This is a genomic window from Butyrivibrio sp. MC2021, assembly GCF_000621605.1.
Lineage (GTDB): Bacteria > Bacillota > Clostridia > Lachnospirales > Lachnospiraceae > Butyrivibrio.
Genome location: NZ_JHXX01000019.1, coordinates 1 through 20,870 on the forward strand (window position 1 = coordinate 1; position 20,870 = coordinate 20,870).

28 protein-coding genes are annotated in these 20,870 nt (G+C 41.6%); 27 read left to right on the top strand and 1 reads right to left on the bottom strand.

Annotated features, from left to right (window positions below):
• The 3 genes from T359_RS22870 to T359_RS20795 all read left to right on the top strand — a co-directional run.
• On the top strand, positions 1-198 hold a 198-nt coding region (locus tag T359_RS22870), incomplete at its 5' end, for an oxaloacetate decarboxylase (RefSeq protein ID WP_035784780.1).
• A 42-nt stretch (positions 199-240) separates the two neighbouring features.
• Positions 241-897, top strand: coding sequence for a YoaK family protein (locus tag T359_RS0116240; RefSeq protein WP_026518368.1), 657 nt, complete (start codon positions 241-243; stop codon positions 895-897).
• 83 nt (positions 898-980) lie between these two features.
• The gene (locus T359_RS20795) at positions 981-1,829 is read left to right on the top strand and encodes an acyl-CoA thioester hydrolase/BAAT C-terminal domain-containing protein (RefSeq protein ID WP_051545554.1); all 849 of its coding nucleotides are present in this window, start codon (positions 981-983) and stop codon (positions 1,827-1,829) included.
• Positions 1,830-1,992: 163 nt separating this feature from the next.
• Here the strand turns inward: T359_RS20795 and T359_RS23110 are convergent, their stop codons facing one another.
• Positions 1,993-2,190, bottom strand: coding sequence for an iron dependent repressor, metal binding and dimerization domain protein (locus T359_RS23110; protein WP_081795632.1), 198 nt, complete (start codon positions 2,188-2,190; stop codon positions 1,993-1,995).
• A gap of 148 nt (positions 2,191-2,338) precedes the next feature.
• On the opposite strand from T359_RS23110, the gene T359_RS20800 reads away from it, so the two are divergent.
• From T359_RS20800 to T359_RS21885, 24 genes are all read left to right on the top strand, one after another.
• Entirely contained in the window at positions 2,339-2,593 is a 255-nt protein-coding gene (locus T359_RS20800) for a Fur family transcriptional regulator (RefSeq protein ID WP_022766178.1), read from the top strand.
• Positions 2,583-3,347, top strand: a complete 765-nt coding sequence (locus T359_RS0116255; protein WP_026518369.1) for a class I SAM-dependent methyltransferase — start codon at positions 2,583-2,585, stop codon at positions 3,345-3,347. Before T359_RS20800 ends, T359_RS0116255 begins: the two co-directional genes overlap by 11 nt.
• Before the next feature lie 3 nt (positions 3,348-3,350).
• Entirely contained in the window at positions 3,351-3,971 is a 621-nt protein-coding gene (locus T359_RS0116260; RefSeq protein WP_026518370.1) for a class I SAM-dependent methyltransferase, read from the top strand.
• A 104-nt stretch (positions 3,972-4,075) separates the two neighbouring features.
• Entirely contained in the window at positions 4,076-4,681 is a 606-nt protein-coding gene (locus T359_RS0116265; RefSeq protein ID WP_026518371.1) for an L-2-amino-thiazoline-4-carboxylic acid hydrolase, read from the top strand.
• Positions 4,675-5,574 (top strand): methyltransferase family protein, encoded by a 900-nt coding sequence (locus T359_RS21880; protein ID WP_051211677.1) that lies wholly within the window; start codon positions 4,675-4,677, stop codon positions 5,572-5,574. The genes T359_RS0116265 and T359_RS21880 overlap by 7 nt, the downstream gene beginning before the upstream one ends.
• 1 nt (position 5,575) lies before the next feature.
• A complete protein-coding gene (locus tag T359_RS20810) occupies positions 5,576-6,499 on the top strand; it encodes a ketopantoate reductase family protein (protein WP_051211676.1) in 924 nt (307 codons plus the stop codon).
• A 79-nt stretch (positions 6,500-6,578) separates the two neighbouring features.
• Positions 6,579-7,358: an alpha/beta fold hydrolase gene (locus T359_RS0116285; RefSeq protein WP_026518372.1), complete on the top strand. Its 780-nt coding sequence runs from the start codon at positions 6,579-6,581 to the stop codon at positions 7,356-7,358.
• Positions 7,328-8,515, top strand: a complete 1,188-nt coding sequence (locus T359_RS0116290; RefSeq protein ID WP_035784782.1) for an alpha/beta hydrolase — start codon at positions 7,328-7,330, stop codon at positions 8,513-8,515. Before T359_RS0116285 ends, T359_RS0116290 begins: the two co-directional genes overlap by 31 nt.
• On the top strand, positions 8,512-9,753 hold the full coding sequence (locus T359_RS0116295) for a glycosyltransferase (protein ID WP_022766185.1): 1,242 nt from the start codon (positions 8,512-8,514) through the stop codon (positions 9,751-9,753). Before T359_RS0116290 ends, T359_RS0116295 begins: the two co-directional genes overlap by 4 nt.
• Before the next feature lie 6 nt (positions 9,754-9,759).
• Positions 9,760-10,257 (top strand): hypothetical protein, encoded by a 498-nt coding sequence (locus T359_RS0116300; protein ID WP_022766186.1) that lies wholly within the window; start codon positions 9,760-9,762, stop codon positions 10,255-10,257.
• Positions 10,258-10,277: 20 nt separating this feature from the next.
• Positions 10,278-10,970, top strand: a complete 693-nt coding sequence (locus T359_RS0116305) for a class I SAM-dependent methyltransferase (protein ID WP_022753571.1) — start codon at positions 10,278-10,280, stop codon at positions 10,968-10,970.
• Entirely contained in the window at positions 10,967-11,905 is a 939-nt protein-coding gene (locus tag T359_RS20815; RefSeq protein WP_051142158.1) for an alpha/beta hydrolase, read from the top strand. Before T359_RS0116305 ends, T359_RS20815 begins: the two co-directional genes overlap by 4 nt.
• Entirely contained in the window at positions 11,895-12,662 is a 768-nt protein-coding gene (locus tag T359_RS0116315) for an alpha/beta fold hydrolase (RefSeq protein ID WP_022766189.1), read from the top strand. Before T359_RS20815 ends, T359_RS0116315 begins: the two co-directional genes overlap by 11 nt.
• Positions 12,663-12,681: 19 nt before the next feature.
• Entirely contained in the window at positions 12,682-13,164 is a 483-nt protein-coding gene (locus tag T359_RS0116320) for a hypothetical protein (RefSeq protein ID WP_242839116.1), read from the top strand.
• A gap of 18 nt (positions 13,165-13,182) precedes the next feature.
• A complete protein-coding gene (locus T359_RS0116325; RefSeq protein WP_026518376.1) occupies positions 13,183-13,689 on the top strand; it encodes a hypothetical protein in 507 nt (168 codons plus the stop codon).
• A 154-nt stretch (positions 13,690-13,843) separates the two neighbouring features.
• Complete coding sequence (locus tag T359_RS0116330) at positions 13,844-14,458, top strand: L-2-amino-thiazoline-4-carboxylic acid hydrolase (RefSeq protein WP_026518377.1); 615 nt, start codon at positions 13,844-13,846, stop codon at positions 14,456-14,458.
• Positions 14,459-14,473: 15 nt separating this feature from the next.
• A complete protein-coding gene (locus T359_RS0116335) occupies positions 14,474-15,061 on the top strand; it encodes an L-2-amino-thiazoline-4-carboxylic acid hydrolase (protein ID WP_026518378.1) in 588 nt (195 codons plus the stop codon).
• 10 nt (positions 15,062-15,071) lie between these two features.
• Positions 15,072-15,758 (top strand): DUF6796 family protein, encoded by a 687-nt coding sequence (locus T359_RS0116340; RefSeq protein WP_026518379.1) that lies wholly within the window; start codon positions 15,072-15,074, stop codon positions 15,756-15,758.
• A gap of 105 nt (positions 15,759-15,863) precedes the next feature.
• A complete protein-coding gene (locus tag T359_RS0116345) occupies positions 15,864-16,643 on the top strand; it encodes a class I SAM-dependent methyltransferase (RefSeq protein ID WP_026518380.1) in 780 nt (259 codons plus the stop codon).
• Positions 16,644-16,662: 19 nt separating this feature from the next.
• Complete coding sequence (locus tag T359_RS0116350; protein WP_026518381.1) at positions 16,663-17,382, top strand: DUF6796 family protein; 720 nt, start codon at positions 16,663-16,665, stop codon at positions 17,380-17,382.
• Complete coding sequence (locus T359_RS0116355) at positions 17,379-17,861, top strand: hypothetical protein (protein ID WP_305879432.1); 483 nt, start codon at positions 17,379-17,381, stop codon at positions 17,859-17,861. Before T359_RS0116350 ends, T359_RS0116355 begins: the two co-directional genes overlap by 4 nt.
• Positions 17,862-17,873: 12 nt before the next feature.
• Positions 17,874-18,617: an alpha/beta fold hydrolase gene (locus tag T359_RS22875; RefSeq protein ID WP_197027114.1), complete on the top strand. Its 744-nt coding sequence runs from the start codon at positions 17,874-17,876 to the stop codon at positions 18,615-18,617.
• Between the two features lie 23 nt (positions 18,618-18,640).
• Positions 18,641-19,201 carry an MptD family putative ECF transporter S component gene (locus T359_RS0116365; protein ID WP_026518384.1) on the top strand — a complete coding sequence of 187 codons (561 nt, stop codon included), beginning with the start codon at positions 18,641-18,643 and terminating at the stop codon, positions 19,199-19,201.
• 230 nt (positions 19,202-19,431) lie between these two features.
• Entirely contained in the window at positions 19,432-20,739 is a 1,308-nt protein-coding gene (locus T359_RS21885; protein WP_051545557.1) for a DUF5688 family protein, read from the top strand.
• Positions 20,740-20,870 lie beyond the last annotated feature (131 nt).

Here is a 20,870-nt window from a genome sequence, read left to right on the forward strand (position 1 = left end):
GTGCTTATTGGAATAGTGGTAGTTGCAATAACTCTTTTAACAAGAAGGGCACATTCTGCCTCAATTATAGGTGGTGCTGACGGGCCTACTTCAATATTTCTGGCAGGGAAAATAGATTCGTGGTCATTGATTATAGGTCTTGTTGTGGGATTAGCACTTCTTGCAGCAGGAGTTGTTTTGATTAGGAAAAGAAAATAATATTCCAGTTTTATTAACGGAAGATATGTTTGGAGGAAAGAGATGTCTCTTGCAAAAACGCAGACCTCTGAAAGCTTTCGACTAAGTGCGTTGCTTTCTTTTTCAGGAGGACTACAGGATGCATATACTTATAACGTTAGGAATGGTGTATTCGCAAATGCCCAGACCGGCAACGTAGTACTGATGAGTCAGAGCTTTATGCAGGGAGACTGGCATAAGGGATTGCGTTATATATTTCCGCTCATATCATTTGCCGCGGGAATCTTTTTGGCTGAAAGGATCGAGAGTAGGTTTAAGACCAGCAGTAAGATCCATTGGAGACAGATTATACTTTTTATAGAGATTGTAATGCTTTTTGCGGTAGGATTTATGCCGTCAGGATTAAATATGCTCGCAAATATCATGGTGTCATTTTCATGTGCCATGCAGGTGCAGACTTTCAGAAAGGTTCATGGATATGGATATGCCAGTACGATGTGTATCGGCAATCTGAGGAGTGGTACGGAAAGCTTTTCACAGTATTTCAGAACAAAAGAAAAGGAATCCTTGTACAAAGCTTTGCATTTCTTTGGTATTATTTTTATCTTTGCCATAGGAGCCGGAATTGGTGGGATACTGTCGGAAAGGTTTGGTATCGGAACAATATGGATCTCGCCAGCAATCCTTTTTGTAGTAGCATTAATGATGATCAAGGAGTAAAAGCATGTTGTTAGCGTCAGGCTTTTATACCAGAATATATTATAGAGTAGAACTGATTATCAAGTATTAAGATGGAGCGTTTTATGATACATACCTTGATGAAAGAAGATGGGTTTGAAGGAATCCTGTTTCCGGGCAACGGAAGCAAGGACAAAGTAATAATAGTTATGTCCGGTTCAAATGGTGGAATGAATATGGCTAAACATGAGGCAGAGTTCTACCATAAGAACGGCATTCCGGCTATGTCGCTTGCACTTTTCAAGACAAAGCAGACATCTCCTGATCTGGTAAGTGTACCCATTGAATACGTTGAAAATGCTATCAGGTACTTAAAAGAACAGGGATATCAAAAGATCGGTATCGACGGGGCATCAAAAGGCAGTGAAATGGCTTTGGTTGCAGGTTCTCTGCTTTTGGATATTTCGTGTGTTATAGCGAGGGTTCCGTCCTATTATGTAAGCGAAGGATTAGCGGGAAAAGGGAAAAGGAAAGGACCTTCGGGTACTTCCTGTTGGAGTTACAAAGGAAAAGACCTGCCGTATGCTGCATATAAAACACGTATCATAAACATGGCGGAAATGATTAAGAAGGAAAAAGAGATAAGGATTAGGGACATTAACAGTGATAAAGATGTTACTCCGGATACGATCATTCCGGTTGAGAACATAAGGGGACCTGTTCTTTTTCTGTCATCAAAAAAAGATGAAGTTTGGCCCTCGTTTGAAAGTGCGTGCATAATGGAGGAAAAACTGGAATCTGTATCATTTCCATATGAACATAAGCATGTTGCGTTTGAGAATATGAGTCATGCAGCTATTGCTCATCTTCCCTGGATATATACCTCAGCTTCAGCACCGGCACTTTTTATGCCATTCGCAACAGCGTCTGCCATTGCCTGTGTATTTCCACTTCCACTCCAAAAACAACTTTAACTTTACTCATACTTTTCTCATCCTTTCTAGGAATATAATATGATTCCTACAATGCTTACGAAAAAAGAAGTTAGCATATGCTAACCTCTCTTTCAAGGCTTATCGTTGATAAGATTTCCCACGTTTGATAAGGATAAATAACCGATACAGATATTTATTGATTTTAACAGAACTGTGCCATGTGCTTTTTTATGGCTTTAAATGATTCATCGCTTATATAATGTTCGATGCGACATGCATCGTCGGAAGCAGTTTTTTCATTTACCCCGAGATTGATGAAAAGACGAGTGAGGACAGTATAGATCCTGCTGAATAAGAATAGGAGATGAGACAGAAAAAATACTGAAGTACTATTGAAAATGGAGTTAGCTTATGCTAACATTTGAGATAACTGATAATTATTTTCATGATATTAAATATCTATTAAAAACACCCGGTTAGTGCGGGCTTTTCTTTTGGGAATGGGTTAGTTGAGACTAACGAAATAATGTTTGGCTGGAAGTGATGGCATGATGAATAATGAGCAGATTGTTGAGGCTTTAAAAGAGAACGGTATGAGAATAACCAGACAGAGAATGATAGTTGCAGATGTCGTTGCGGATAATGACGGAGCCAGCTGTAAGGATATCTGCTGTATTGTACGAGGCAAAGATTCTTCTGTGGGAGTAGCTACGGTATACCGCATGATAAATGTGCTGGAAGATATCGGAGTAATTGAGAGGATAGATATGATCAAACATAGGAGGAATGGCGATGAAGGCTGATTACAAGAATTGGATGCCGAAGGGGATGGTACTTGGGACGATTGGAATTACTGCAGCGATATTCTTTGTTGCGGTAATTGTAGGTATGGCTTCAATAGTGGGAAAGGTATTGCTGATTTTAACTGTGCTGTTTGCCTTGATATCTTTGTGGATGTACCTGATGTACAGGGCATTTTCCTATAACGGAACACGTCAGATGTCTAAGCAGATAATAGAAGGTGTTTCATCCTATGTAAAAATCCCGGATGGCGGTAAATGCCTCGATGTTGGATGTGGAAGCGGGGCTCTAAGTATTGCCTGTGCAAAGAAAAATCCAGGCGCTCAGATAATTGGTATAGACAGATGGGGGAAAGAGTATGCTTCATTCAGCAAGAGTCTCTGCGAAAGTAATTCTGTTGCTGAAGGTGTAAATAACACATCTTTTCAGCAGGGCGATGCCTGTAAGCTTGATTTTGCAGATGAGACTTTTGATGCAGTTACAAGTAACTATGTGTATCACAACATACCAAGTAAGGACAGACAGGCGATTCTTCTTGAAACACTAAGGACCCTTAAGAAGGGCGGAACATTTGCTATTCACGATATTATGTCCAAGGCAAAATATGGAGATATAGAAAGCTTTGTAGAAAAGCTAAAAAAAATGGGATACGAAGAAGTAAAACTTGTTGATACTACTAACGGTATGTTCATGAGCAAGTGGGAGTCCACCTGGATGGCTCTTACAGGTTCTGCGCTTCTTATGGGGAGGAAATGATTTATGGGACTTTTTAAAAACTTTGTAAGTCAGACAAGAAAGCCAGAAGGTTTCCTGGGACAGATGATGGTCAATGGCATGAACAGTGGGCACGCGAAGATGGCCGACTGGGGAATGGCACATTTAAAAACTATTGCACCGGAAGAAATTCTTGAAGTTGGATGCGGTGGTGGAAGAAATGCACATGAGTTGCTACGGAAGTATCCATCTTCTAAGGTTACGGCGATTGATTATTCAGATGTTTCGGTTGCAAAAGCAGCAGCTTACAACACAGGCATGATACAGAAGGGACGCTGCAAGGTTCAGCAGGGCGACGTTTCTAATCTGAACATGAATGAGCAGTATGATCTTGCAACAGCTTTTGAGACCATTTATTTCTGGCCGGGACTTGAGAAATGCTTTTCAGAGGTAAACAAGGCACTTAAGCCTGGTGGAATCTTCATGATTGTAAATGAGTCTGATGGAACTGATAAGACGAGTCTCCAGTTTGAGAGCATCATTGATGGCATGAAGTGTCATACAGTAGAAGAAATCGAAGGGGCTCTGAAAGAAGCGGGTTTTTCAAAGGTTAAGTCAGATCATCATGAGAGTAAACCGTGGATTACAGTCATTGCAAAGAAATAAGGAGTAGATGGCGCGGTTATGATGAAGTATAAAGGAACTTATCTGTGATTACTGGATTGTGCCTGATAAGATAGCGAATCCTCAGTAAAGTTGGAGGATAAGGGATGGACAGAAAGATAAAAGCCTATAAAAAGATATATCGAAAGGCCATTGAAAAAACTGGACTTAATAATGTCGATGACAGAGTTGAAGCATACGCTGCCCGACTTTCTAAGATGTATGCCTCTGATGATTTCAGGAAACACAATGTTTATCCATCAACAAGTACGCTTCATGTATATGCGGTAATTGCAATGTGTCTGGAACTAAAGCAATTTGGCTTTTCTGACACAGATATCATGGATTATATAAACGCTGGTTTTGAAGCAAGAAGGACATTTTTCAATGTGATAATTGCAATAATCAACGCACTTCCGAACAGTTTTGATATTGCCAGAAAGTGGAATATCGGCGACCATGAAAAACGAATGACTGATGGCAGTATAACCTATGACTATTTCAATGTCACCAGAGACAAGGTAGAATATAGAATTTCAAAGTGTATGTATGTCGAAATGTTTGAAAGCTATGGGATAAGACCGCTTTGTAAAATATTCTGTAATACAGATACAAGAGCCTATTCGGGACTTACACGGCATGTAGAGTTTATCAGACATTCGGATTTATCAGATGGGCCTGCATGTCAAGATGAGGTGATCAGAAAATGTTAAAGAACTACATGAAGGAAGGGCAGAAACTCCCTCTCTTTGGAGTCGGGCCATATATTGTTTATGGAATTGCTATGGTCAATGTAATAGGAATTATCTTGTTTGGCTATGTGCTTAAGATAGGAATCCTGTATAAGCCATGGATATTTATTTTCCGAGTGGTTGGTACATTACTCATAATAATGGGAATCGGAGTCTGGTATATAGGAGCTGTCCGGTCAGATATGGATGATTCTATAACAGAGAACAGGCTTCAGACCAATGGCATTTATTCATGGGTACGGAACCCGATGTACAGCGGCTGGTGGTTTGCGCTATCTGGGATTACCCTTATGTGGCATAATGCATGGCTGCTACTTTTTCCGATTGTTGACTGGATTATTATGACAGTTGCACTTATAAAAACGGAAGAGAAGTGGCTTTTGGATTTATATGGTGAGGAGTACGCTGAGTATAAGAAAAACGTAAACAGATGCATTCCGTGGAAACCTGGCATTGGGATATTTAGAACGGAGATATCCGCAGCTAAGTGGATGATATATGATTTGCCGGGGAATGCAGGCTGGATAATATGGATTGTTTGTACAGTGAAATGTTTGAGGCAAGAGGCGAATATGTATGCCGTACTTTCTGTCATAGTAGCAATTTTCATGATGATTGGCGTGTTGGAACTAATTAGTGAGAGGGCGGCAGGGCTTAACCGCATCCTTACAGCGACAAGGCTGCACAGGGGCTTTGGAGCCTTAACTCTGGGCGGGCTGATTGGAATCCCTGTTTCAATATATGGAATTATTTCAAAGACTGACCGGGGATTGCCGCTGTGGATGCTGACAGGAGCAGTGCTGTGTGCCCTGTTTGCCGGGCTCATACTCATAACGTTTAAGAGGGAAAAATAAGATGAGAATACTCGTTTATGGAGCAGGAGTGTTGGGTGGAAATCTGGCAAGCAGTCTGTACAGACAGGGAAAAGATGTCACACTTCTTGCCCGTGGAAAGTGGTATGAAGAGATAAAAAGAAATGGGCTTAGTATTCATCATTATTTCGGCAGAAAGACCAATGTGAAGATACCTGTGATTAATGGGTTGAGATCGGATGATAGATACGACGTTATATTCGTGGTGGTCAGATATACCCAGATAGATAGTGTTGTTCAACCTCTTAAAGATAATGCTTCCAGGAACATTGTATTTGTCGGCAACAATCTTAAGACAGACGAGCTTACATCCGCACTATCAGAAAAAACTGTGCTGTTTGCATTTGCAATGTCTGCAGGGCATAGGGAAAAAGACTATATCAGATCAGTGTCACTGAATAAGATAACAGTTGGAAATACTAAGGGGACTTCCTCGCAGGAGAATTTTATAAGAAATGTATTCTCCGGAACAAACTTCAAAGTAGTCTATGAATCAAATATGACAGACTGGCTCATATGCCATGCAGCATCAGTAATACCAATAGCTTTTGCCTGTTATTATGCAAATGGTGATATAAAAAAGCTTAGGCGCGACAAAGTCTATGTCAACAGGATCATGGACGCAACTATTGCGGCTTATACAGTACTGGAAGACAATGGGCATGAAATCATGCCTGATTCCGACAAAGATTTTAGGAATCCAAAGTTCAAAAAGAAATACCTTCCGTTCTATCAATTCATTTTCGCAACGAAGCTTGGAAAACTCTGCACTTCAGACCATGCGATGAATGCAGTCGATGAGATGAGTGCGCTCAACAGGGATTTCAAGGCATACATCGGGCAATACGGCGATATTCCAAAGCAGTGGACAGACCTTGAGAGGGATACTAACGGATATCTGGTGTAAATATGGAGGCCGGACGGGGAAATCCATGGATGCTTGCTGGACTATTGATTATGACGAAAAAGGCTAAGGTTGTTGATATATGACTATACACGAATTTGGAAAAGATAATGATAAGGTCATAGTGTTGCTACATCCGTCCGTGGTTATGTGGGATTACTTCGAGTATGTGATTCCGCTTTTGGAAAAGAAATACCATCTGATAATTCCTGCACTTCCGGGGTATGACCCTGACAACAAGAGCGATTTCACAAGTGTTGAAGAGATCTCAGCAGAACTGGAAGAATGGCTGAACCTGAACGGTCTGAGCAATGTGACGTGTCTTTACGGCTGCTCCATGGGTGGAAGCATTGTAGTCAGGATGCTTGCAGGCAACAAAGTGACAATACAGAGTGCAGTAATCGATGGTGGTATTACTCCATATCAGCTTCCTTGGATCGTTACAAGATTGATAGCAATAAAGGATTTTTTGTTGATATACACAGGAAAACTTGGTGGAACAAAGCTGTTGGAAAAAGCTTTTTCAACTGATGAACTGTCAGAGGAAGATGCGCAATACGCGGCAAAGGTTCTTAAAATGATCAGTGCAAGAACAATCTGGAGAACATTTGAATCATGTAACAATTATTCCATGCCTGAGAATGTCCATATTGACTGCAGGTATATAGAGTACTGGGTTGCAGAAAAGGAAGTCAAAGACCGAAAGTGGGATGTGTCATATATCAAAAATTACTTTCCACGGACGGTTTTCAGAAAGATAAAGGATGTAGGGCACGGGGGTCTTGCTCCGTTTAATCCGGAAAAGTTTGTGAGGGGGATCAATAGCGTTATATGGAAAAGTACGATATCACAAGACCGGTAATCCTTAAAAAGGGTGTATATAAGCTCAATGATGAAGCAAATTTCAATTATCAGCTGAACCGTGTTATCAACTGGGATGGTGGCAGACTGGAGGATGTCCAAAAAGTTTCCGGCAAGATCCACAACAGTGACGATTGGAAAAGAGAACTTATCTTGCTCGGCGACGAAGCCATGAAAGAGGGCAGGACAGATAATGCCATTGCCTATTATCGAATGAGCGAGTTCTTCATGTATGACGGTGATCCTGATAAGAGAAAGTACTATGAGAAGGCAACCAAGCTCTTTTACGAGTACTATGCAGATTTCTTTGAGGGAGAAAATCCAAGGATTGAAAGATATGATGTCCCCTATGAGAATGTGAAACTCCCTGTGATGCATGTGGTGCCTTATGGTGAGAGCAAGGGGACTATACTTATCCATGGCGGCAATGACAGCTATTTTGAGGAATTTCTTTTCACTGTCCTATATATGCAGGAACAGGGGTTTGAAGTCTACATGTTTGAAGGCCCCGGGCAGGGTGGCGTAATGCGCGTTCAGGGAATGCATTTCACCCATGAATGGGAGAAACCTGTTAAGGTAATCCTGGATTATTTCAAGCTTTCTGATGTGACTATCATAGGCATATCTCTCGGAGGTTATCTTGCCCCAAGAGCAGCGGCTTTTGACAAACGCATAACTAAAGTGGTTGCCTGGTCCATATTCCCATGCTTTCAGGATATTCTTGTGAGTATGCAACCACAAGGTACGCAGAGAGCATTCCATATCCTCATGAAGCTACATGCCCGTCCACTTCTTAATCTGGTATTTGGCAAAAAAGCTAAGAAATCTCCCATAATCGACTGGGGAATCAAGCATGGATGCTATGCCTATGAGGCAAAGGATGCATATAGTTATGCCAAGAAGCTGAAGCTATATGACATTGCACCCGTCGCAGATCAGATTACGCAGGATATGCTGATTCTTGGGGCCAGTGGAGACCATTTCATTGATTACCACCTTATCGGAAAAGAAATCAACATGCTAAGGAATGTCAGAAGCCTTACATTTCGCCTGTTTACTGACAAGGAAGAAGCGGAAAATCATTGTAATGTGGGTAATGGGAAATTGGCTATAGATGAAATGCTTAGTTGGATTACACGTATTGGGAGTAAGGAATGATTGTTACAGCTGTCGCAGTGGGAACCAGGGGAGATGTAAATCCTCTGGCAGAGCTTGGCGAGGAAATGACAAAAAGGGGACATGAGTTCCGGATACTGACATCGGAGGCTTTCCGTCCGCTCATAGAAAGTAAAGGCGTGACCTTCTTAAGGCTTGATACGGATGCAGATCATGTCATGAAATATATGGTTACAGACTATAAGACTAGCCTTGATTTTGTTAATGGGCTGTTTAAGCTTAAGAAAGAAAATCCGAGGTTCATGGAGCAGACCATTGATGCTATAAAAGGCTCTGACCTTGTAATGTATGGTACGTGCTCAGCTTTTGCAAGACATGCGGCTGAGTATCTTGGAATCAAATGTGCAAGATATTTTTACAGTCCGATGGATCCGACCAGACAATACTCGCTTTATACTGATGATTTTAATTCGGACAAAGTGCTTAAAAGCTATGATGGACTATCGGATGGGATGAGCCTCATGACAATGGTAGCTCTTAATAAATGGAGAAAGAGTGCAGGACTCTCAAAGTGGAAGATAAGCAGCAGATATACGGAACTTGATGGAAGAAAAGTACTTACTTTTTATCCGACAAGTCCACTCCTTATGCCACTGGATCCTTCATGGGGAGACCATATACATGTGACAGGATACTGGTATCACCCGGAAGAGAGTATAAAAGATTATGAAGAACCCAAGGAATTGACGGACTTTTTGACAGCGGGTGAGAAACCGATATTTGTAGCTTTTGGAAAGGCAGAGTCACCTGAACTTGCGAGACTACAGCTGCTGACATTAGATGCTTTAAAAAAGACCGGAATTCGTGCTGTCGTGCAGGCATACCAGATACCTAAAAAAGACAAGATAAATACTGACAAGTTGTTTTTTATAGATAACGTCCCATATGCTTATATCTTCGGAAAGGTGAGAGCAGTAGTGCATCATGGCGGAAACACTACAAATGGTCTGGGACTTAGGGCAGGGCTTCCAACACTGGTGATAGCACTGGCGCTTGACCAGTATTTTTATGGGAGAGTTGATCACAAACTCTGTTGTGGACCTAAACCATTGTACATAAGAAAGAGATTATGTACTGCTGAAGAAATCTCAGATGCTCTACAAGACCTGGTCAGCGGGAAATATGATGTTACAACGCAGACTATTTCGGAACTGATAATGAAAGAAAACGGTGTAATGGAGGCTGTTAAAGCAATAGAGGATTATATTTCAGAGGGGTAAACGAGTATGCTGTTAACTGTTTTTCTGGCGTTGGTTTTTTGCGTGGCGATTACACTTATGATGTTCTCAGCTGTGGCATTTATTCAGGATAAGAAGTTCTTTTCTTCAGCACCGAAGGAAGCACAGGCGGTGCTTCGTCATAGAGACAAGGAACTTTTCTATGGGGCGAGGATAATTGGATGGACACTTATGATATTCAGCCTTCTGATGATACTTGGTGTTGGAGTGATTTCAATCTGGGATGGCTTCAGGAGTGGGTTCACGTTTGGGCAGTTCTTCTTCAGATTTGTTTTTATATTCACTGTCTATAAACTCTATGACATGATCTGTTTCGATTACTTTTTGCTGATTAAGTTTCATTTCTTTCAGTTTTATTATCCAGAGGTGGAAAATGTTTATAAGAATAGGAAGTATGGCTATAACATAAAGAGTCAGTTGCTGAAGCTATTTATAATATTCCCGGCAGCGTCAGCTATTGTGGCCTGGATATGTACATTGTTTTAAGAAACGTGGAGGAGGCAGATATGTCTGACAGGAAAACTGAGATAAAGAGTGCGTATAAGAGTCTGGGAAAGGCTCACGGCTTTTATGATGGGATGATGACCTGCAGTACCTTTATGGGCAGGTTAGTCACAAAACTTGTGTGGAACATGGACAGAGAGGATGCGCTGGAATATCAGGCGAGAGCTTTTGAGATGATACCTGCAGACTTTTCAGGGAAACTACTTGAGGTTCCGGTGGGCACCGGTGTCCTTTCAATGCCGGTTTGGAAAACGCTTCCGAACGCAGACATTACATGCCTTGATTATTCGGAAAACATGATGGCATCTGCATCTCAAAGAGCAGATGAAATGCGGATAAAGAACATAGTATTTAAGCAGGGGGATGTGGGAAATCTTCCTTTTGAAGACAGTACATTTGATGCGGTTGTTTCGCTGAATGGTTTTCACGCATTCCCGGATAAAGAAGCTGCTTATAAGGAGACATTCAGAGTTCTCAAACCAGGTGGCATTTTTACCGGATGCTTTTATGTAGAAGGCGCCAACACACATACTGATAAGATGATAGACAGGTTTTACATAAAAAGCGGATTCTTCACAAGACCGTTCGAAACAGTAGAGTCTCTGGAGAAGCGACTCAAGGGACTGTACATTGAAGTCAATGTTACAAATGTTGAGAGCATTGCGGTATTCCAGTGCAGAAAGAAGGAGCTATGAGCATTAAATATGAGATCCTTAAGCGGGTAGTGAAAGCCGCGGGTTTAAAGAAGATGTGGGATGGAAAAACTGCTGAGGAGATTGTTGCAGCAAAGAAAAAGGAAAATGCAAAGAACCAGATTCCTGAGCTTAAAGATCCTGAGTTTGATATAGACCGGATCAAGGTGATGGGATTTACGGTGATCAGGATGAAGCATAAAGCTAAGGCATCTCACGCTAATCTCTTTATCATCGGTGGCGGAATGGTAATGGCACCAAGACCTGACGCTGTCAAGAAAGCACTCCGTTTTGCCAAGGAAACAGGAGTGGATGTGTACGTGCCTTACTATCCCCTTTGCACGGATTATCCCCTTACCAAAGCATATGCAATGATCCATGAGACATATAAAGAGATGCTAAAGGACTATGACGCTGGGAACATCTCGGTTCTAGGTACATCATCAGGCGGTAATCTTGCGCTGGGAATGGTTCCATACATCAATGACGGGCATGATGATACACCGATGCCTGGCTATATTCTTGCCATTTCACCCGGAACCTGCGTTGAAACAGATGAAGAGTGGGAGCGGATGCTGAAGCTTAATAAAAAAGATGTGGCAATTCCGGCAAGCTATATGAGAACCGCTGTGGATATCATGAGACATGGCGATTTGTCAGTTCCTGAATACATGATATGGCTTCAAAAGGCCGATTTTACCAATTGTCCGCAAGTGACTTTTGTTTATGGCTCCGAAGAAACGTTGTATGCCTGCGCTCCATCTTTCGAAAAAGTCATGCAAAAATATGGAGTGGATTATGAGATGATCGTAGGCGAAGGCATGTTCCACTGCTATCCGGCATTCCCAATAGTGAAAGAGGCCAAGGAAGGCTGGGATAAGATGGTGGATTTAATCAGAAATACTACAAAACAGGGGAGTATAAAAAATGCAATTTGAAGAAATTGGGAATATGTCAGGAAAGACGCTTATGCTGCTTCCCGGGACATGCTGTGACTGGCAGACAAACTTTGGAACAGTAATCGATAGGTTATCAGAGAAATATCATCTTATATGCGTGAACTATGATGGGTTTGATGGAAGTGATGGTATCTTTCCTGATATGATTACGGTAACAGAGAAAATCGAGAAATATATCTGTGAGAAGCATAATGGCAGGCTTGATGGAGCTATTGGATCTTCTCTTGGTTCAAGTTTTGTGGGTCAGCTTGTTATGAGAAAGAACGTGCATATAGATCATGCTATCTTTGGCAGTCCTGACCTTGATCAGAGCGGGCCGGTATCAGCAAAACTCCAGTCAATGCTTGTTGTGCCTCTTTTAACAAGCTTTACAGGCAGTGAAAAGAAACGGAATAAATCCAAAGAAAAGCTGAAAAAAATCTTTGAAATGGATGATGAAAATGCTGAGAAATTCATGAACTGTTTTTCCAAGTTTAATCCCCGGTCCATAAAGAATGAGTATTACACAGACCTCCTGACCCATCTTAGGGATGATATCAATGTTGAACATACAAGAGCTCATTTTATCTATGCCAACAAAATGGGTGAGAAGTATCTTGAACGCTATAAGAAGTACTTCCATGATCCTGACATCAGAGAGTTCAACATGCAGCATGAGCAGTGGCTGTTCGGTGGGAAAGAATACGCAGAACCTGTGCTGAAAGCTATAGATGAATTTATGGTAATGACAGTTTGAGGGTAATATGGGGGTAACTATGGTTCTAATATTAGAGTGCATTGTGGTTTGCTTTATACTATTTCTCACCTGTGTAGTTGTTATAGCAAATGGAACAGAACAGGGAGCTTTTTTATATGAAAAAGATGTACAGGATCGCGTCGTAGAGATGGGACTTATAACAAAGGCACAGATCGATAAGAACTGTAAATTATTCAAGATAGGCACACTTACAGTGATGATTGCTTTTGTGCTGTGGTCAGTTTATGGCATCAATGGAGCAAGAGGATTTATAGTGCCATTTCTCCAAATATATGCTATGACAATGGCAGAAGGACTATTCGACAGATTCTTTATTGATTGGTATTGGGTGGAGCATACAAAAGCCTGGACGATTCCGGGAACCGAAGATCTAAGGCCTTACATCCCCAAAAAGACGAAGATTGTGAAGTGGCTGATTACGATTGTAGGCAATCCTATTATTGCAGCTGCACTGGCAGGGATTATGATGGTCGTATTATGAGGGAGGGAAGCAGGTAACATGGTTTGGTATGTATTGGTAATTGAAGCGATAGTATTTGCAGTATTATTTACAACAATTCTTTTTGTGTCTTTTCATGGGGAAAAAATGTACAGTCCGGCATGTATCCATAATTACCCGCCTGATATTCAAGAAGAATACTTCAAAACACATGAAAGAGTGGATGTTTCATATAAATCAAAAAAGGTAGTACTGGCGAAGTCCTGTGGAATAATCATGTTTACAGTTATTCTTACCATATGCGCGAAGCTTGCCGGGGCAGTTACATTTTGGCAGGGATTCGCGATCGCTTTTGGACTCATGGTATGGATTGGAGCCTATGACACACTTTTTCTGGACTGGGTGCTATTTGCAAATATGAAAATGTTCAGGCTGGAAGGAACAGAGCACATGGACAAGGCTTACCATCAGAAGTGGTTTCATTTAAAAGGTGCTATATTCCCGGGGATGTTGTTTGCACTGATTCCGGCAGCGATTGTAGGACTGTTCATAAGTTTGATGGGTTGAATAAGAAAAGAGCTTTATGTATGACCTCGTAAGAGAATAACAAACGGAAATATTTTTTTGAGAGAAGTTAGCATCAACTAACAATTAGTAGTATCATGAAATATAGCGAAGATCCGATATGAAATGAGTTTTTTTGATGGGGAGAAAATGAAAGATGTCAGAAAAGGCAGAACAGATTATGAAAAAGAAAGGCTTTATAAAGGCTGAGATGGATAAGGTTTTTCCTAAGGACCAAAGTAATAAACTCTGGAACGATGCCATATTAAAGCTTTCGGAGATTCTTGATAAGTATAAGTCATTGCCTGAAGGGGTACATAATCATACTGACAGTAGAATATTTCCTTCTTCGGCTATCTATTTGACAATAAAACCAATACTGGGCGAGGATAGGGCATTTAAAGTCATTGAGGATGCTGCTGTTGTGGGATGTACAGGGATTCAGGCCAAATTGACCAAGCTGATGAGGGTTCCCGGAATGAAGGAATTATTTGTTAAAATGTGGGACCCATTGACCAAGAAAATATTTGGGCCTACTTGCGGATTTCAGAATGTCTTTTACCCTAACAAAAAGGGCGAATACAAGATGGATATAACACAGTGCCCATATAATAGATATTTTACGGAACTTGGCTGCCCTGAGCTCACAAAGATATTCTGCGGAAATGATGACAGGATCTATGGCAATCTTCCGGGACTTGAGTTCATCAGGACAGGAACACTGGGCAGAGGCGCTGATAAGTGTGATTTTTACTTGAGGATAAAGAAGTAACGGAGAGCAGTCTGTATGAGTAATACTCTGGAGAAATCCTATATATTCAAGCAATTTTACGTTGAATTGGTAGATAAACACGGAACATCCAAGGCAAAAGATATCTGGAATTACGCTGAAAGCGAATTTATCAGATTGAAGAATGCTGAACCATCCGCAGATAAGGCGAGTGTGTCATATGTCTTTCCAGCAGTAGCACTGTATCGTTCAGTTGAGCATTTCTATCCCGGAGAAGCTTTGGCTGTTACAAGAGGCTTTGGAACAAAGATGGGACGCAGACTACAGGGTATCTTTCGGAGAATCACAGCGATTCCTGGTATCCCTTATCTCATGTGGAAGAGGATGGATAGAATTGCTGCAAAACTGAGCGATGGATATGAAATAAAGAACCTTAAAGTTACCAAAGAACAGTGCTTTATGGATGTGGTAAGCTGTCCTCTTTATGATAAGGCGCGGGAACTTGGTACTCCGGAAGCTGTTCAGATGATCTGCTGCATGGATAAAGAATACATGAACGGCTTCAGGGGAGTTGATTATAAACGGACTAAATCGGTGGCTGAAGGTGATGACTGTTGTGACTACAGGCTCACAAAGTCATTGTAAGGGGGAGAAAATGAAGAATCTTACATCAAGACAGAAGATCATGTTCGGGGTATATTCGATGATATTGGCGATTATAGGAGATTATCTCCTTGGCTACGGTACATTTAGTACGTCCAGTTCACCGGATGCCTATATGGGAGTTGAATGGAGCGTAGCTCCTGACTGGAGATATGCAGTATCGTCCATTCTCGGATTTGCTTGCGCAACCCTGTTTGCTGTGGCTGCTGTTGAACTTCTTAGGGTTATGGAAAAGAAATATCACCTTAATGATTCTAAGCTGTTTGGCCTTTTCAAGATTGCAAACTGGAGCGGAATACTTTATTTTGCTTTCATCCACATAGGTATATGCATGCTCCCTGTTGTGTTTAATGCAGGAATGGCTGCTACAGGCGATGTGAAAACTTCTGCTGATATGGTGTTCAGAGTATTGAAAAGTATTGCAGTTCCCATGGGCATCGGATTTGTAGTATGCGATGTTTTCGTTACAATTGCCTGGATTGGAATGGTGTTTAAGAAAATGATTCCTGTGAAAAAGGCTGCATTTATTTGTTGCCCGGTGATTACCTCAATATTAGGGCAGCTCATGAATTACATTTCTGAAGGTCTAGATTCCGGTTTCGAGTCTTTTGGATGGCTGCTCATGTATCTGGTCTGTGCGTTAAGCCTGGTAGACAAGGATGAGAGGGAATGGATATAAGAAGTAACGGCAGAAACTAAAGGACATGCCCTATAGACAGAAGGGAAAGAGAATATTATAATTTTAAGTTAGCATAGGCTAACATATATAAAGGAGGAGTGGACAATGGAACTTACTTTTGGTGATGTACAGGAAACAGCGCTTATCCCGCTTGCAATAAAGGCAAGTGAGACAGCAAGGTCTAATGCCAGGATTATCGACCTTAAGGCAAAAGAGATAATTGATGCTCTTGGAGTTGATGTTAGTAAATACGATCCCTTTTTATCACATGAGGGAGTTGTAGCCAGGACAATACTGTATAGGAATGAGTTAAAACGACTTATCAGCAAGTACCCTGATGCTCTCTGCATTAATCTTGGATGTGGCTTTGATGATAAGTTCTTGCAGGTAGACAATGGCAAGATCACGTGGTTTGATGTGGATCTTCCGGATCAGATAGAGAAGAGACGTAAAGTGTACTCTGACAGGGACAGGTGCACAATGCTCGATGGGAGTGCGCTTGACGGAGAATGGACAAGGAAACTTCCTAAGCGAGACATGACCATCGTGGTTATGGAAGGAGTCCTTGAATACTTTTCCAAAGACCAGGTAAAGACATGCATCAACATGCTTTGTGACAGCTTCGAACATGGATATCTTCTTGCGGAGCTTCATTCTCCTTTCCTTGAAAAGAATGGTAGCCATCACGATGCTGTGAAACATACTAATGCTTCTTTCGGATGGGGAACAAAGTCAGGCCGTGAATATCTGGATCTTGAACCAAGGATGAGCCTTGTGTCTGAAACGAGCTATAACGAAGAAATGAAGAAGTATTCATTGCGCGGAAAACTCTTTGCTATCGTTGGAAAGAACATCAACAACAGGCTTGCTGTATTTAAATGGTAAAGCATTAAGGGCGGAATGTATGGATAAGTTTAATGACATCGGAATTGATGACAAGTTAGACTGGAACAGGATAGAGAAGCTTATGCGGATAGGCATATTTGCCGCATGCATGGTGCTTGTGGGAGATGTGCTTATAGGCTATGGGATGCATGATTCTTCTAAAACAGGTATGGAATGGTTCTTGTCAGCATATTTGCAATTATCAGATACCAAAATGTTTTGGTCAGCATTTCTGGGATTTATAGGTATTCCACTTGAGGCACTTTGTTACTTTGGTGTATATAGGTTGATTGTTCCTAAATCACAGAAATACGCTCATTTGTACAGGACAGGAATACTTGGTGTGTTGGCCTATGCGGGGTGTGGAGTGCACGTTCCTTGTTTATCCACATGCTTCTTTTACAAGTATATGAACGATGCTTCCCCAGAGATTGCAGTAGATGCAGCAGTGAAATTTGGTAAATACTTTCTTTTGCCGGGAATGATAGTGTTCTTTCTATTCTGGATCATCCAACATGTGGCACATATTGCAGCATTCACAAAAGGGCTGACTCCATATCCTAAATGGTGCTGGATATTCTGTCCTGCGGTAGGAATGGCCGCAGTCATGCTGTTTAAGTTCCTTCCTGAATCAGAAGTTCGCAATGCTATTACTGCTGCTTGGATCAGTATAGGGAATTTGTGGATGTTCGTTGGACTTTTGGTTATGGCGAAGAAAGTTAAGGCTGGTGACAGATGATTATTCTGATACAGATGGTTTTATTCTGCCTGCTTTTTACTGCGATGGTCATGTACGCGGTAAGAGGGGGCGCTATTGATGGATTGTATTTCTATCCGAAAGCAGTGCAGGAAAGGGCTATAGATATAGGTCTTATAACAAAAGAAACTATGCAGAAAAAGCGCAAGGTCTTCATGACAGAGTTTTACATAGTAATGCTGACAGCGCTTATACTCATTATCGGATTATGGAACAGAGTCTCTGATTTCAAAACGGCATATTTACAGGCTCTGCTATTTCTTGAAGTAATGAATATCTATGATGGTATTGTCATAGACAAGATCTGGGTTGGACATAGCAGGTTTTGGATCTTGCCTGGCTGTGAAGATATTCCATATGTTCAGACTTGGGGCCAGGTTTTGAAAAAAAGAAGCTTGCTGGCAATTATATGGATAGCAGGAGCTGCTATAGTTGCAGGGATTGTGGTGTTTTTGTTTTGAAGGGGAAATGAGATGTATATCAACGAGTATGGAAATCCTAATAATCCAAAGCTCATATTGCTGGCGCCAATGATGATATCCGGTGCAAATCTGTATGATCTGATGAGTCCGTATCTTAAGGGAGATTACTTTATCATCGCTCCCGATCAGGGAGGCCATGGTAAAGCCGGGGCATATATCAGCGCTGATGATGAGTACAGACAGCTTAAATCGTATCTGACTGATAAAGACTATAAGGATATCAAGCTTGTATACGGAGCTTCACTTGGCGTAGCAGTTGCATGGCGGCTATTCTGGGATTCTGATTTTAATTTAGAACGTGCCTGGTTTGACGGTGTTGCACTCAATAAGAGTTCTAAGATGGCAGAAGTGCTTGTGTGTAATCTGTTCAGAAAGAGAAAGAAACAGCTGGATAAGACTCATGTGGAAGCATCAAAATCCCTAGTGGATTGGTATGGCTATGACTTCGCAAAGATGATGACTAAGAACTTTGAAAGAATCACGCTGAGTGATATCGATGCAATATGCCATGCATGCTGTACCTACGATATGAAGCCACTCCAAAAAGAACAACAGGCCAAACTCCATCTTGAATATGGCGAAAAGGATTTTGACCTGAAACTTTCTAGAAAATCTTTTGCCAAGTACATGCCAGATGTGAAGGTGGTTATTAGAAAAGGATACCCGCATTGTGGATACATGGCAGCACATACCAGAGAGTATGCGGAAGAGATTGAAGATTTCATAAATAGATGAAAATGAAAAAGGAGAAAGTAGTGATGAATAATAAGTGGAACAAGAAAAATGCGATATGGATGGTTGTATATGCTGTAATCTATGCGGTATTCACGGTTTTGGTTTGCGTGTTGGGAGCTATTCATCCGGTAATGTTTGTGTGCTACCAGATTACAGCAGGAATCTTGTTGTCTGGTGTTACTTTCTACGCATTTAGAAGGATACAGGCACCGGGGTGTGCAGCCATCTTCTCACTGATGATCATCCTGCTATTTGTGATAATAGGGGATGCTGTGCCATGGCATGTGATTCCGGTAGTTGTGATCGGAGTTTTGGCGGAGGCTGGCAGGTTCTTGTGCAAGTATAAATGGAATGGGGATGTGATCAGCACTGTAATAATGAGCTTTTCCACGTTTGGATACTATGGGCAGATATGGTTCAATCGTACATATACTTATGAATGTGCAGTAGAGGAAATGCCAGAAGGATATGCAGATACTCTGATGGCAGTAAGCCCTTTTTGGAGCCTTATAGCAGTGTTGATTGCAGGTGTGGCTCTTTCTGTGGCAATCACTGCTGTTACAGCTAAGATATTTACCAATTGAAAAAGCGTCCCCAAATGTCACCCAAGTGGCACCCAAATGACACCCAAATGGTAGTTTCCATGTGGTTTTGAGCATGATATTATTATAATGAGCCAAGGAATGAACGAGAGAACAAAATCGATTCATTCTTTGGTTTTTCTTTTGCAAAAGAATAACTGTTGTGAAGCGCTGTTTCCGATATCTGTACCGGGGTGGCGCTTTTATTATGTCCAAAAAAGAAAGGAAAATGTATGGATTTTGAACAATTCAAAGAGGAACTTGCTTCCAGCGTGAAGGAGATCATGTATTCCAAGTATGGAATGGAGGTTGAGGTCGAGGCCAGGACAATGGAGAAGATGAATTCCTCCTATGAGGCACTCACTGTTAAGCCGGAGGACAGCATCATCGGTGTTAACCTCAATGCTACAGCGCTTTACCAGCAGTACGAAAAGGGAATTGATATTGATGTCATTACTTCCAAGTCTGCTGAGCTTGCAGAGAGCGCACTTAACAGCAGACCTGATTTTGATATCGACTCTTTCAAGGATTACAGCAAGATGAAGGAAACACTGACAATGGAAGTTGTTTCTGCTGAGAGAAATGCTGCACTTCTTGAGACTGTACCTCACAGGATTATGGAGGATATGGCAGTTGTTTACCGCTTTGAGGTGAACACAACTTCATCAGAAAGAGGTTCAATCCTGGTAACAAACCAGATGCTGGACCAGTACGGGATCACAGCTGAGCAGCTTCATGCCGATGCGCTGATTCATGCTCCTGAGGTCAAGCCTATAGTGATCGAGGGAATGGCACAGGTCCTTGCTAAGCAGATGGGAGTTGAGGATCTTGAAATGCTTGGCCTTAATATTCCACCTGAGCAGGAACAGATCTTTGTTGCTTCTGTAGAGGGAAATGTCCACGGAGCAGGAGTAATTGCTTATCAGGATTTCATGGAAAAGGCTTCTGAGAGGGTTGGTGGTGAGGAGGCATTAGCTCTTTCCTGGACAGATAGCATAGATATGGAGAATCGTATCGTTCATGTGAACCGCAGCTTCAGTGACAGACCTGATGAATTCGGAGAATGCAAGAAGCGTATCCAAACTACCAAGACTGATGCTGGTACAAGAGACATACCCATGGTGCAGGAAGTATTTGATGCATTCCTTATGGAATATGAGTTCCAGAAGATCCTGGGATTCTGTAATGAAGAGATTGATGGATTCAAGGATTTCATTTTTATATCCAGCAATCAGAACGTTCTTTTACCCGGAGCAGTGAATCGCGCAATACACAGCGCAGTAGACTGGTACAATGAACACGAGGTGGCTGCAGCTGCTGATGAGGGAAGGGAACCATTTCTTTTACCGGAAGAGATCACCTGCCATATTCTCCGTCATACCTTCTGTACAAGACTTTGCGAAAACGAGAGTAACATCAAGGTGATCCAGTCTCTTATGGGACACAGGGATATCACCACCACCATGAACATCTATGCTGATGCCACCAAGGAAAAGAAGCAGGAGATCATGGCTCACTTGGAGGGGAAGATCATCATTTGAAAAAGTTCTTGAATGGATTAAAATGGAGTATTATAATATGAGTATAAAACATCACTCATAGAATTTATGAGATGTAATGTAGTGAAATGTGTAGTCAAAATGTCCGGATTGGATGACTACTACATACATTT